This window comes from Lonsdalea populi (assembly GCF_015999465.1).
Taxonomy (GTDB): domain Bacteria; phylum Pseudomonadota; class Gammaproteobacteria; order Enterobacterales; family Enterobacteriaceae; genus Lonsdalea; species Lonsdalea populi.
The window spans coordinates 1,141,587-1,154,161 of the sequence record NZ_CP065534.1 but is presented as its reverse complement, the minus strand read 5'-3'; the positions used below and the strand labels follow the sequence as shown (position 1 = coordinate 1,154,161).

Below are 12,575 nucleotides of genomic sequence, written 5' to 3'. Positions count from 1 at the left end.
GTGAGCAAAGCCGCGCGCCCTTTTAGAACAGGACACGCGAGCTTTGCTTTTCCCACACTTTCTTTAACGCTTTATCTGCCCGCGATCTCGCGCTTGATGACGTTTCGGCGACATTAGGCGTCGTAACGCCGGAACAGCGCCCTGCCGCGCAGCAAACGCAATCCTAACCATCCGCCACAGAGGGAAAGCAGCAGGGCGCTCAGCGGCGGCAAACCCATCCATAGCAGCCAGTTGGGCTCCCATGGGAAGTCGAATACTTTGCGCTGCAACATCCATAGCGCCGCTTCCGCGCCCAGTGCCGCCGCCAGCCCGGCGGCGAGCCCCATTAAGGCAAACTCGCACCACAGCGTCGTTCGCAGCAGCCTCTTGCTGGCCCCCAGCGTGCGATAGACCAGCAACTCCTGACGACGCTGCCCCATCCCGACCTGAATCTGCGCCAGCAACAGCAATAGGCCGCAGCAGATGACCAGCACCACCATCACTTCCAGCGCGCGGCTGACCTGTTGCAGCACCTGCCCGACCTGCTTGAGGATCGAGCCGATATCCAGCACGCTCAGCGTCGGGAACTGCCGGTTAAGCTGGGTTATCACATTGTCCTGCCCGACGAGACGGAAACTGGTCAGCCACGACTGTGGCTGATGCTCCAGCGCGCCGGGCGGGAAGATAAAGAAGAAGTTCGGCCGCAGGCTTTCCCAATCCACCTGACGGAAGCTGGTGATTTTGGCACCGAACGGCTGGGTGTCCCCGGTGAACGTCAGCGTATCGCCCAGAGACACTCCGAGACGCTCCGCCACACCCTGCTCTATCGACACCTCGCCCTGCTTCGGCGGCCATTGTCCGGACAACAACACGTTATGTTGCGGCAAATCTGGCAGCCAGGTCAGATTCAGCTCACGGTTGACCGTTTCCCCGCCGGGCGCACCCTCGGGGATCAGCTCGGTGGCGACGCGTCCGTTAATCTCCGTCAGCCGCGCCCGGACGATCGGATAAAAGAGATCCGGCTGCACCTGATGCTGGATCAGGAAATCTTTTACCGCCGGGATCTGCTCGCCGGTGATATTCAGCACGAAGTAGTTCGGACTGTCCGGCGGCAGCTGCTGCTGCCAGCGGTCCAGCAGGTCGCCGCGTAAGAGCAGCAACAGCGCCAGCAGCATAAACGAGAGCGCGAACGCCGCCAGTTGACCGATGGTTGACCAAGGCTGACGCAGCAGTCGGTTGATCGCGAGACGCAGGGATAACCGTTTCAGCGTGAGGCGTCGCAGCACCAGCAGACTGCCCCAGCCTATCGTCCCCAACAGCAGCGCCAGCACCACCATTCCCCCCAGCAACGACCACAGCAGCGAGCCGCTGCCAGACAACACAAACAACAGCCCGATCACCACCACCGCGACGGCAGGCAGATAGTAGCGCAGCGGCCAGACGTTGACCGTCACATCCCGCCGCAACACGCGCAACGGCTGGGTCGCCAGCAGAAGGCGATACGGCCTCAAGCCCACCAACAGCGAAATCAACGTCAGCGTGCCGAGCGCCCATGCCCAGGGCCAGAGTCCGGCGGGCGGAAGCGTGGCGGGCAGTACGGGGGCCAGCGCTCGCATTAATACCGCCTCGAAGCCCAGTCCCAGTATGCTTCCCGCAACGGCCGCCAGCGCCAGCACCGACAGCCACTGACCGACAATCAGCCGACGCAGCGCGCCACGACCGGCTCCCAACGTTTTCAGCACCGCGACCAGATCGTAGCGAGTACGGCAGTAATGACTCATCGCAACAGTCACCGCCGCAATGGCCAGCAGCAGCGTCAACAGCGCGGACAGCAGCAGGAACTGCTGTGAACGTTGGAGAGACTTGCTCAAGGCGCCCGGCGAATCTTCCATGCCATACCAGCGCTGGTCCGCTTTCAGTTGGGGTTTAATCCAATCGCCGTACTGCGCGATGTCTTGAGATTCTCCCGCGAACATGTAACGCCAGGTGATGCGGCCGCCGGGCTGAATCGCGCCGGTACTGGCGACATCGGCCATATTCATCAGGACGCGCGGCGCGGTTTCAAAGGGATTGAAACCGTTGTCCGGCTCCTGAATCAGCTCGCCCGCGATGCGCAGCGTGGTATCGCCGATATCAATTCGGTCTCCGACCTGCGCACCCAACAGCGCCAGCAGGCGCGGGGCAACCAGTATCGTGCCGGGAGCGGCACGCAGCTGCGCAGGCCGGGTCTGCAAATTGCCATACAGCGGATAGCGATCGTCAGTAGCTTTAACCTGCGCCAACTGCGCATTTTCTCCGGCGTAGGTCATCGTCATAAACGACACCTGCCGGCTGACGGTGAGGCTATCTTGCGCCGCCCGTTGCAGCACCGCTTCATCCACCGGCCTTGATGCGCGCAGCACCCGATCGCCCGCCAGAAAATCGCGACTCTGCTGACTCAGTCCCTGTTCCATACGATCGCTGATGGTGCCGAGCGCCAGCACGCAGGCCACGGCCAGCGTCAGCGCCAGCCAGACGATCAGCAGCGAAGGAGAACGCCATTCACGCCAAAACCAGCGCCAGATCATGATTCCTCCCACAGTTTGCCGTCACGCAGGCGCAAACGCCGCTCGCAGCGCGCGGCCAGTTGTTCGTCATGGGTAACCAGAATCAGGGTCGTGGCATAGTCGCGGTTCATCGCAAACAGCAGGTCCACGATGCGTTCGCCGGTCTGCCGATCGAGATTGCCGGTCGGCTCATCGGCAAACAACACTTTGGGACGACCGCTGAACGCGCGCGCGAGCGCCACGCGCTGCTGTTCGCCGCCGGACAGTTGAGCAGGCAGATGCTGAAGACGCGCCCCCAGCCCGAGTTGTTGCAGCAGCTGTTCGGCCTGTTGGCGGCTGTCACGGTCGCTTTCACCCCGCAGCAATGCGGGTAACTGGACGTTTTCCAACGCATTTAGCGTCGGCACCAGCATAAAAGACTGAAACACAAAACCGACGTCTCGCGCCCGCAGCGCCGCACGTCCCTCTTCATCCAACCGGTTGAGCGACGCCCCTAACAGCGCGACGTCCCCACTGCTGCCGTCGTCCAGTCCGGCCAGAATGCCCAACAACGTCGACTTGCCCGAACCCGACTCGCCGATTAACGCCAGGGTCTGGGCAGGTTTGACAACCAGCTCAACTCCGGTAAGGATGGACAGCTCATGTTCCCCCTGACCAACGTGTTTACTAAGATGATGAACTTCAAGAATGTTTTCCGCTGGCATTTTCTGGTCCTTTTACTGCTGGGAATAGTCAGTTTACGTGCTATCGCAGCGGATACGCTGCTGGTGCTGGGCGACAGTCTGAGCGCGGGCTATCGCATGTCGGCGACGCAGGCCTGGCCAGCCTTGCTGAATAACCGATGGCAGTCAGCTCCCGGCGGCGTTAACGTCGTTAACGCCAGCATCAGCGGCGACACCGCCGCTCAGGGGCTGTCCCGCGTTCCGGCCTTACTGCAACAGCACCGCCCGCGCTGGGTGTTGATCGAACTGGGCGGCAACGATGGACTGCGCGGTTTTCCACCGTCCAGTCTGGAACAAGATCTGATAAAAATCATCTCTCTGGTCAAAGATGCCGGCGCACAGCCGCTGCTGATGCAGATCCGACTGCCGGCCAACTACGGCCGGCGCTATACTGAGACCTTTGCGGCCGTGTATCCGAAGCTCGCCACGCAGTTCGCCATTCCGCTGCTGCCGTTTTTCATGGAGCAGGTCTATCTCAAACCCGAGTGGATGCAGGATGACGGCCTCCATCCCAACCGCAATGCCCAGCCGTTTATCGCTGACTGGATGGCGCAAAAACTCGGCCCTCTAGTTAATCACGACTCTTGATATTCAGGACTTTATAGTTAGGTAAAGTTATGCAAAAAACGATTTTAATCACCGGCTGTTCCAGCGGTATCGGCCTGATCGCCGCACAGGATCTTAAGCTGCGCGGCTACCGTGTTCTGGCGGCCTGCCGACGTGCGGAAGATGTGGAAAAAATGAACACGCTGGGGCTGGAAGGCATCGAACTAGATCTGGATGACGGCGACAGTGTGGACCGCGCCGCCGACCGCGTGATTTCGCTCACCGGAAACCGGTTGTACGGGCTGTTCAACAACGCTGGCTACGGCGTGTACGGGCCGCTGAATACGATCTCCCGCCAGCAGTTGGAACAGCAGTTTTCCAGCAATCTGTTCGGCACCCATCAACTGACGCAGCGGCTGCTGCCCGCCATGCTCGCGCACGGCGAGGGGCGAATCATCCAGACCAGTTCCGTCATGGGGCTGGTGGTCACGCCGGGACGCGGCGCCTATGCCGCCAGCAAGTTTGCGCTCGAAGCCTGGTCGGACGCGCTACGTATGGAACTGCACGGCAGCGGGATACACGTTTCATTGATAGAACCGGGGCCGATTAGCACACAGTTCTCCGCCAACGTAAACCAAACGCAGCGCGATCGTCCCGTCACCAATCCCGGCATCGCCAAGCGATTCACGCTAACGCCAGAGGCGATATTGCCCAAACTGCGCCATGCTTTGGAAAGTCCGCGCCCCAAATTACGCTATCCGGTCACCTTGATGACCCATGCGCTGTCGATACTCCGCCGCCTGCTCCCCGGGCGTGCGCTCGACGGCTTATTACGCACTCGCTCCTAACAGGGGTTGAAGCAGAGGGATTTGCCCCCATAACTCGCTGAAACGGATAAGAGAGAATTCCATGCTAGAACAACACGCCAATGTGATTGATATTAACGAAACGAATCTGCAGCAGGTGCTGGAGCAGTCGATGACCGCCCCGGTGCTGATCTACTTCTGGTCGGAGCGCAGCCCGCACTGTCAGGAATTAGGTCCGGTACTAGACCGGCTGGCCACCGAATACGCGGGGCAGTTCTTGCTGGCCAAAGTGGACTGCGACGCCGAGCAGCGCGTCGCCGCGCAATTCGGCCTGCGCGCGATCCCCACCGTCTATCTGTTTAAGGATGGTCAGCCGTTGGACGGCTTTCAGGGGCCGCAGCCGGAAGCAGCGATCCGCGAACTGCTGCAGCGCGTTCTGCCGAAAGAGGAAGATCTCAAAACGGCAGAAGCCGAGCGTTTGATTCAGGAAGGCAAGCTGCAGGACGCCCTGCCGCTGTTGAAAGATGCCTGGCAGTTGGATAGCAAACGCAGCGACATCGCCCTGTTGCTGGCCGAAGTGCAGATTGAGCTGAATCGTGCGGAAGACGCCGAAACCGTGCTGAGCGCCATTCCGCTGCAGGATCAGGATAGCCGCTATCACGGGTTGGTGGCGCAGATTGATCTCATGAAGCAGGCCGCCGATACGCCGGAGATCAAACAGCTGCAGCAGGAGCTGGACGCGGATCCGGACAACGCGGAGCTGGCGGTGAAGCTGGCCTTGCAGCTGCATCAGGTCGGGCGCAACGAAGAAGCGCTGGAATTGCTGATCGGCATGCTAAAGAAAGATCTGACGGCCGCCAACGGCAGCGCGCGCAAAACGATGATGGACATCATGTCCGCGCTGGGCACCGGTGACGCGCTGGCCGCGCGCTATCGTCGCCAGCTCTACGCCCTGCTTTATTGATTACCGCGCTTTTCGACGGGCCGCCCCGGCCCGTCGTCGTTGTATCCCGCCAGGCCATTGTATCCCGCTAGAGTGTTTCCAACGTTTCAATCCAGCCGTTGCCGCCGTAGGGCGAGACGCCGCTCGACCAACGCCGCAGCATATTCATCGCCGCCATAGCGACAATCTCCTGCTGCGTCGATAACGCGTAGCGCGCCGCATTGAACCTCAGGGTCTGAGCCAGCGTTTGCGAAGGCGTATGCAACGCCAGAGACAAGCGTCCTTCGCCTAGCCCACCCACCACCAGAGCCATCTGCGCCGAGCGTCGCTGCGCCAGCTCACGTGCCTGTTGCGCCACCGCCGCCAAGGTATTGGATATTACAGGGGATGCCGTCGACAGCTCGCCGCCCGCCAACGGCGCATTGGCGCCACGCAGCTGCCAGTGCAGCAGCCCGGCGGTGAATTCCTCGGCGACCGCCAACCGCAGTTGACGCTCAGACAGCGTCTGCGCCAGCTGCACAGGCAGACCCGCGGTCCCCTCGAACACCATACTGTCGCCGACGATCGCCTTCACCTGTCGCCACAGCGTCTGCATAGCGTGCTGCTGCGATGCAGGGCCGGTCAGTTTGATTTCGACGATGGGCACGGCGCAGCGGTATCCCAGCACGACGCCCGGCGGCAGGATGAGCGGCGCCAGCGCGCTCGCCAAATCGCTTTCACCGCGCCCGAAGGTGGTCAGGCGCAGACACAGCGGCGCTTCGCCGAGCGTGAAACGCTGACGTAACCGCGGCATAATCTGCTGGTCCACCATCACCTTGAATTCAGACGGCACGCCGGGCGTGAAAAATAGCATGCAGCGGTTCAGCTTTAGCGCGAAGCCGCAGGCGGTGCCGATCGGGTTATCGAGGAGCTCCGCGCCGTCCGGGATCAGCGCCTGCTTCCGATTCAACGACGACATGGGACGCCCGCGATCGGCAAAGTAAGCCGTCATTTTCGCCAGCCACGCCGAGTGCTCCACCAGCGATACGTCTGCCGCCGTCGCCGCCGCCAGCGAACTCAAATCGTCGCTGGTCGGCCCCAGTCCGCCGTTAACGATCAGCACGTCTGCGACATGACTGCGTTCGGTCAATGCCGTCACCAGCGCATCCAATTCATCGCCAACCGTCATGCGGCTGGCCATCGGCGCGCCTTGTTGAAACAGATAATCCGCCAACCAGGCCGCATTGGTGTCGACGATCTGGCCGTGCAGCACCTCATCGCCGGTGCAAAGCATCTCAACCCTAAGCATGTTTACTTTCTCCATTCGTGAATCGTCGGGCCTTCGTCTACCTGACGTTGGCGCGCCTCGTCGGATATGCGGTCAATAAGAGGACATCGCCGATTGGCAAGCTGCGATCCTGCGCCTGTCGGCACGAAGTCATCACAATTTATGATACCTAAATAATAAAGGAATGACGCTGCGGATAAACGTGGGATTGAAGATCACGAGACGAAGGCGCGGAAAACCGCGCCCTATGGCAGACGTTAGAAGCTTAGCCCCGCGCTCAGATAGAAACCGTCGGCGATTCTGCGATCGTCGTTGGACGATCCCATCGTGATGTAGCGATAGCCCACGTCCACGGAGAGCGGACGCAGCGGCTGCCAACGCACGCCGCCTTTCGCTTCAACATAACGATCCAGATGGCTGGTGAACGCATCCGGCGAGTAGTAGCCTTCCCCGAACAGCGAGAAAGACGAGATCAGCGGGAACTGCACGCCGCCGCCGAGCGCCAGACCGTAACCGTCGTCTCCGCGATCGGGCTGCAGATAAACGCCTTTGACGCCCGCTTTGACGGCGGCGCGGCCGAGGCTAAAGCCGTAATCCACTCCCAGGGTGTAGGCGTCGTTGTTGTTGTCATTATCGTGACCCCAGCCCGCGTTGGCGGACAGGCCGGGGAATGGCAACCCAATGCTGGCGCCGCCGCCCACATAGTCATTTCCCGCTTCCGCCGAAACGCCGATAGCCTGAGCGCCCGCCGAGGCCAGCAAAAGGCCGCTTAGGCAGGCGGTCATCAATTTCTTCATTATTGTCATCCTTCATCATGGTTTGGGAACATCGGCCCTGCGCCGGTTGCCGGACGCAAGGCCGATAGAGACGTTACGAAAACGGGGTGATTCTACGTCAAGTCGGCGGCGGCGGAAGACAGAATATGGCTAAAAATAGGGGCCGACGTCTCCGGATGAGACCTATTCGCATTCTTCAACTCTGGCGATGCCACTAATAAGAATCACCGATTTGCCTATTTATTCGCGCCGATTGATAGTTCTAACCAGTCAAGTAAACCGTAAGGAAGTCCCAATGAGCAATGAAAAACAAAAGCTGACCACCGCCTCCGGTGCGCCAGTCGTCAGCAATAACAATGTCATGACCGCAGGTTCCCGAGGCCCCATGCTGCTACAAGACGTCTGGTTTTTGGAAAAGCTGGCGCATTTTGACCGCGAGGTAATCCCTGAGCGGCGTATGCATGCCAAAGGCTCCGGCGCTTACGGCACTTTCACCGTCACCCACGATATCACCCGCTACACCCGCGCTAAAATCTTCTCCGCAGTCGGTAAGCAAACGGACATGTTCATGCGCTTCTCCACCGTGGCGGGCGAACGGGGCGGCGCCGACGCCGAGCGCGATATTCGCGGTTTCGCGATGAAGTTTTACACCGAAGAGGGCAACTGGGATTTGGTCGGCAACAACACGCCGGTATTTTACCTGCGCGATCCGCTGAAATTCCCGGACCTGAACCATGTGGTGAAACGCGACCCGCGCACTAACCTGCGCAACCCGGTCTACAAATGGGACTTCTTCTCCCAGCTGCCGGAATCGCTGCATCAGCTGACCATCGACTTCAGCGATCGCGGTCTGCCGAGATCCTATCGCCACATTCACGGATTCGGCAGCCACGCCTACAGCTTCATTAACGCCGCCAACGAACGCTTCTGGGTGAAATTCCACTTTCGCTGCCAGCAGGGAATTGAAAACCTGATGGACGACGAAGCCGAACGCCTGATCGGTAAAGACCGCGAAAGCTCGCAGCGCGATCTGTTCGACGCCATTGAGCGCGGCGATTTCCCGCGCTGGAATTTGCAGGTGCAGATCATGCCGGAAGCAGAAGCCTCTCAGGTACCGTACAACCCGTTCGATCTGACCAAAGTCTGGCCGCATGCCGACTATCCGCCGATCGATGTGGGTTATTTCGAACTGAACCGCAACCCGGAAAACTACTTCGCCGAAGTGGAACAGTCCGCGTTCAGCCCGGCGAATGTCGTGCCCGGCGTCAGCTTCTCGCCGGACAGAATGCTGCAGGGCCGTCTGTTCTCCTACGGCGATGCCGAGCGTTACCGACTGGGTGTCAACCACCATCAGATCCCGGTCAATAAACCGCGCTGCCCGTTCCATAGCTATCACCGTGACGGCGCCATGCGCGTGGACGGCAACAGCGGCAACGGCGCAACCTATGAGCCGAACAGCTTCAACGTATTTCAGGAACAGCCTGATTTCAGCGAGCCGCCGCTGTCGCTGGAAGGCGCAGCCGACCACTGGAACCACCGCGAAGACGACGATTACTTCAGCCAGCCGCGCGCGCTGTTCCAGCTGTTGAGCGAAGAAGAGCATCAGCGGATGTTCCAGCGTATCGCCGGCGAGCTGTCTCAGGTGCCTGAGTTCATCCAGGAGCGTCAGATCGCGCTGTTTAACCTGGTCGATCCGGCCTACGGCGCGGGCGTCGCCAAAGCGCTGGGCCGTTAATGTCCTACCTGCAGACGGCGAGTGTCTTTTACGGACACGCCGCCCGCAGGTACGTCAGCCGCGTTGACGTCTCACCCAGGCGGTCACCTGCTGACGGGAAATCTTTATCCCGCCGTTTTTCAGCGCTTCGGGCAGCCGATAGAACGCCACGGGACGCTGATACCCCGCCAGCTGCGGAGCGAGCCAGTCGCGCAGCGCGGCCAGTCCGTCCTCTCCCGTCATTTCCACCACCGCCACCGGGCGTTGCCCGAACTCCGCGTCATCCACCGGCACGACGCAGGCGAACTCCACCGCCGGATGCCGCAATAACACCGCTTCCACGTCCTCCGGCTGCACGCCTTCCCCGCCGCTGAAAAACTGATTATCCAACCGCCCCATAATGCGCCACTCGCTGCCATCCCAGCAGCCGCGATCGCGGGTGTGGAACCAGCCCTGCGCGTCGGTCAGCGGATGCAGCGCGCCGTCGCGCCAGTAGCCGGACGCGAGACTGTCGCCGCGCAGCCAGATCTCCTCATCCACCGCCTTGATCTGCCGCCCGGCCAGCGGCATGCCTACGCCGGGCCGGCCGTCGGCGCGCTTGGCGCACACGGTAGAAGCCAGTTCAGTCAGCCCGTAACCGCACCAGCAACGAATGCCGCTCGCTTCGGCCTGTTGCGTCAACGTCAGTGGGATCATCGCGCCGCCCAGCAGCACCGAGGTCAGCGATGTCGGCACGTCGCCCTGCGCCAGCAGCCGCCATAGCTGAGTAGGCACCAGCGAAGCATGTGTACAGCCCCGCAGCGCGATATCCAGCGAACGACCCGGCCGCACGACCAGCGTGGCTCCCGCCGCCAGCCAGCGCCAGACGATGCCCTGCCCGGACACATGAAACAACGGCAAGGAGAGCAGCCAACTATCGCCCATCGCGTAGGGCATCAGTCCGCATACGCCCTCCGCGCTCGCCAGATGCGCGGCGAAGGTATGCACCGCCGCCTTCGGCAGACCGTTGGAGCCGGAGGTCAGCGTCATCGTCGCCAGCCGCTCCTGATCCCATGCGATGCGCGGATCGGTGTCTACGGCATCGTTGACCGCTGCAGAGAGAGGGACAATCGCGCCGGGCCAATCGGCATCGCTGAAGCACAGGCCAAAGCGGATATCCAACGATGGCAGCAGCACGTCCGTCTGCGTGACGGGCAGCTGCGGATTGAGCGGCAGCAACCGTGCGCCGCACTGCAACAGCGCCAGGTAGCTCAACAGCATCTCGCTGCTGTTGCGCCCGCGCAGCGCCACGCCGCTTCCTTCCGTCACGCCCTGACGGGAGAATGCCGCAGCTCGCTTTTCAACCTCACCGGCCAGCTTGCGCCAGCTCCACACGTCATCATCACGGATTAACGCCGCCGCGTTAGGCTGCCGTCGCGCCCAGTGCCGCCACGACCAGTCGGTCACGACCGCCATAGTGCGTCCAACTGCTCGGCCTTGAGCAGCGGCAGGGAGCTATCCGGCCAGGGCCGCAACACCTGCATCTGCATCAGATCCAGCGTATCCAGACCGGGGATGACCTCTGGCGTAAGCCAGTGCGCCAATCGCGCCAGCTGCGTCAAACCCAGACTGGATTCGATGCTGGAGCTGATCACCGCCGTCAGGCCCGCCTGATGCGCCTGCATAACCAGCTGTCGGCAGCGAGTCAGGCTGCCGACCAGCGTGGGTTTGATGATGATGGCGCTGACTCCCGGCTCGGCTTCCACGCGGAAGTCCGGCTCACGCACGCTCTCGTCCCACGCGATATTGATGCCGGTGTCGCGCGCGAAGGCCCGCGACTCCTCGCGGGTTTTGCACGGCTCTTCCAGAAAGGCGATGCGGGATCGCACGGCCGGATCGACATAGCGTGCAAAACCGTCGGCTTTGGCCCGCGTCCAGCTGCGGTTGGCGTCCAAACGCAAGGACAGCTGCGGCAAAGCATCAAGCAGTAGGTTGACGATCATGCCGTCCCGCACGGCTTCGTATAACCCGACTTTGACTTTCGCCACCGGATTCGGCAGCCCCTGCAACATCGCGAACAGCTCATCCGGATCGCCGCTGCACAGCGGCGCTTTGCGGTAGTCGGCGTCCTGTGGCAGCATTCCTGAAAGCTCCGCGTCGGCGAAGCTCAGACCGAAGTCGACCGACGGCACGCCGGTTTCTTCCAGCGAGTCACCGTTTAACCAGCGCAACAACGACTCGCGGACGGCGGTCTCGGCGTCGCCCAGCGTTTCAACGCTGAACTGCGGCAGCGGGGCTATCTCGCCCCAACCGCCCCGTTCGCCGTCGCACAGCTGCACGATTAGGCCGTCGCGGTTTTTGAGCCGCTGATTGCGCAGCACCACGCCGGCATCCATCGGTACGCTGTAGCGGTAGAGCGTCGCCCGACGCATTACGGATTCCGCCGGAATTTGCTGAAGTCAGGCTGGCGTTTTTCATTGAAGGCATTGCGCCCTTCCTGTCCTTCGTCGGTCATGTAGAACAGCATGGTGGCGTTGCCCGCCAGCTCTTGCAATCCCGCCTGACCGTCACAGTCGGCGTTGAGCGCCGCTTTCAGGCAACGCAGCGCCATCGGGCTGTTCTGCAGCATTTCGCGGCACCAGCGCACCGTCTCTTTTTCCAGGTCCGCCAACGGGACGACGGTATTCACCAGTCCCATCTCCAGCGCCTGCCGCGCATCGTACTGGCGGCACAGGAACCAGATTTCCCGCGCCTTTTTCTGACCGACGATGCGCGCCATGTAGGAGGCGCCCCAACCGCCGTCGAAGGAGCCGACACGCGGGCCGGTCTGACCGAAGATGGCATTTTCCGCCGCCACGGTCAGGTCGCACATCATATGCAGCACGTGGCCGCCGCCGATGGAATAACCCGCCACCATCGCCACCACCGGTTTCGGGCAAGTACGGATCTGGCGCTGGAAGTCGAGCACGTTCAGGTGATGAACGCCGCTGTCGTCCTGATAACCACCGTAGTCGCCGCGGACTTTTTGGTCTCCGCCGGAGCAGAACGCCATGTCGCCTGCGCCGGTCAGGATGATCACGCCGATGCCGTCGTCATGGCGCGCGTTGTCCAGCGCCTGAAGCATCTCTTTGACCGTCAGCGGACGGAAGGCATTACGTACCTGGGGGCGGTTGATGGTGATTTTGGCAATGCCGTCAGCCGATTTGTGGTAGAGAATATCGACAAAATCACCGCTGCAGTCATGCCAGTCGATAGGGGCGTACAGCAATTCTTCACTCGGATACAGCATAGGGATTA

Annotated in this window: 11 protein-coding genes; 4 read left to right on the top strand and 7 right to left on the bottom strand. The window is 61.5% G+C overall.

The genetic code is table 11. The features are described from left to right. Nucleotides 1-113: 113 nt before the first annotated feature. Nucleotides 114-2,546, bottom strand: a complete 2,433-nt coding sequence (ybbP, locus tag I6N93_RS05090; RefSeq protein WP_085687089.1) for a putative ABC transporter permease subunit YbbP — start codon at nt 2,544-2,546, stop codon at nt 114-116. Further along, on the bottom strand, nt 2,543-3,229 hold the full coding sequence (ybbA, locus tag I6N93_RS05085) for a putative ABC transporter ATP-binding protein YbbA (RefSeq protein ID WP_085687142.1): 687 nt from the start codon (nt 3,227-3,229) through the stop codon (nt 2,543-2,545). Before ybbA ends, ybbP begins: the two co-directional genes overlap by 4 nt. Between ybbA and tesA the strand changes: the two genes are divergently transcribed. From tesA to I6N93_RS05070, 3 genes are all read left to right on the top strand, one after another. Continuing rightward, on the top strand, nt 3,197-3,835 hold the full coding sequence (gene tesA / locus I6N93_RS05080) for a multifunctional acyl-CoA thioesterase I/protease I/lysophospholipase L1 (protein ID WP_139829922.1): 639 nt from the start codon (nt 3,197-3,199) through the stop codon (nt 3,833-3,835). The two genes, ybbA and tesA, sit on opposite strands and share 33 nt — an antisense overlap. A gap of 29 nt (nt 3,836-3,864) precedes the next feature. Then, nucleotides 3,865-4,641 carry an SDR family oxidoreductase gene (locus I6N93_RS05075; protein WP_085687093.1) on the top strand — a complete coding sequence of 259 codons (777 nt, stop codon included), beginning with the start codon at nt 3,865-3,867 and terminating at the stop codon, nt 4,639-4,641. A 61-nt stretch (nt 4,642-4,702) separates the two neighbouring features. After that, entirely contained in the window at nt 4,703-5,563 is an 861-nt protein-coding gene (locus I6N93_RS05070; RefSeq protein ID WP_085687095.1) for a co-chaperone YbbN, read from the top strand. A 67-nt stretch (nt 5,564-5,630) separates the two neighbouring features. On the opposite strand, the gene I6N93_RS05065 is transcribed toward I6N93_RS05070, so the two are convergent. Together I6N93_RS05065 and I6N93_RS05060 are read right to left on the bottom strand one after the other, a co-directional pair. Continuing rightward, nucleotides 5,631-6,830, bottom strand: coding sequence for a nicotinamide mononucleotide deamidase-related protein YfaY (locus I6N93_RS05065; protein WP_085687097.1), 1,200 nt, complete (start codon nt 6,828-6,830; stop codon nt 5,631-5,633). Nucleotides 6,831-7,066: 236 nt separating this feature from the next. Then, a complete protein-coding gene (locus I6N93_RS05060; protein ID WP_085687098.1) occupies nt 7,067-7,606 on the bottom strand; it encodes a YfaZ family outer membrane protein in 540 nt (179 codons plus the stop codon). Between the two features lie 274 nt (nt 7,607-7,880). Between I6N93_RS05060 and katA the strand changes: the two genes are divergently transcribed. Further along, complete coding sequence (katA, locus tag I6N93_RS05055; RefSeq protein ID WP_085687100.1) at nt 7,881-9,320, top strand: catalase KatA; 1,440 nt, start codon at nt 7,881-7,883, stop codon at nt 9,318-9,320. Between the two features lie 54 nt (nt 9,321-9,374). Here katA and menE read toward each other — a convergent pair whose 3' ends face one another. Genes menE through menB form a run of 3 tightly spaced genes read right to left on the bottom strand, consistent with a single transcriptional unit; the run spans nt 9,375 to nt 12,567 of the window. Then, complete coding sequence (menE, locus tag I6N93_RS05050; protein WP_085687102.1) at nt 9,375-10,754, bottom strand: o-succinylbenzoate--CoA ligase; 1,380 nt, start codon at nt 10,752-10,754, stop codon at nt 9,375-9,377. After that, nucleotides 10,742-11,710 (bottom strand): o-succinylbenzoate synthase, encoded by a 969-nt coding sequence (gene menC, locus I6N93_RS05045; RefSeq protein ID WP_085687104.1) that lies wholly within the window; start codon nt 11,708-11,710, stop codon nt 10,742-10,744. The genes menE and menC overlap by 13 nt, the downstream gene beginning before the upstream one ends. Continuing rightward, complete coding sequence (gene menB / locus I6N93_RS05040; RefSeq protein ID WP_085687106.1) at nt 11,710-12,567, bottom strand: 1,4-dihydroxy-2-naphthoyl-CoA synthase; 858 nt, start codon at nt 12,565-12,567, stop codon at nt 11,710-11,712. The genes menC and menB overlap by 1 nt, the downstream gene beginning before the upstream one ends. Nucleotides 12,568-12,575: the final 8 nt, after the last annotated feature.

Bases quoted from the DNA above. Each gene is read 5' to 3' on its own strand.
- menB (WP_085687106.1), bottom strand. From the start codon at position 12,567: ATGCTGTATCCGAGTGAAGAATTGCTGTACGCCCCTATCGACTGGCAT.
- menE (WP_085687102.1), bottom strand. From the start codon at position 10,754: ATGGCGGTCGTGACCGACTGGTCGTGGCGGCACTGGGCGCGACGGCAG.
- katA (WP_085687100.1), top strand. From the start codon at position 7,881: ATGAGCAATGAAAAACAAAAGCTGACCACCGCCTCCGGTGCGCCAGTC.
- I6N93_RS05060 (WP_085687098.1), bottom strand. From the start codon at position 7,606: ATGAAGAAATTGATGACCGCCTGCCTAAGCGGCCTTTTGCTGGCCTCG.
- I6N93_RS05075 (WP_085687093.1), top strand. From the start codon at position 3,865: ATGCAAAAAACGATTTTAATCACCGGCTGTTCCAGCGGTATCGGCCTG.
- tesA (WP_139829922.1), top strand. From the start codon at position 3,197: ATGATGAACTTCAAGAATGTTTTCCGCTGGCATTTTCTGGTCCTTTTA.
- I6N93_RS05070 (WP_085687095.1), top strand. From the start codon at position 4,703: ATGCTAGAACAACACGCCAATGTGATTGATATTAACGAAACGAATCTG.
- menC (WP_085687104.1), bottom strand. From the start codon at position 11,710: ATGCGTCGGGCGACGCTCTACCGCTACAGCGTACCGATGGATGCCGGC.
- ybbA (WP_085687142.1), bottom strand. From the start codon at position 3,229: ATGCCAGCGGAAAACATTCTTGAAGTTCATCATCTTAGTAAACACGTT.
- ybbP (WP_085687089.1), bottom strand. From the start codon at position 2,546: ATGATCTGGCGCTGGTTTTGGCGTGAATGGCGTTCTCCTTCGCTGCTG.
- I6N93_RS05065 (WP_085687097.1), bottom strand. From the start codon at position 6,830: ATGCTTAGGGTTGAGATGCTTTGCACCGGCGATGAGGTGCTGCACGGC.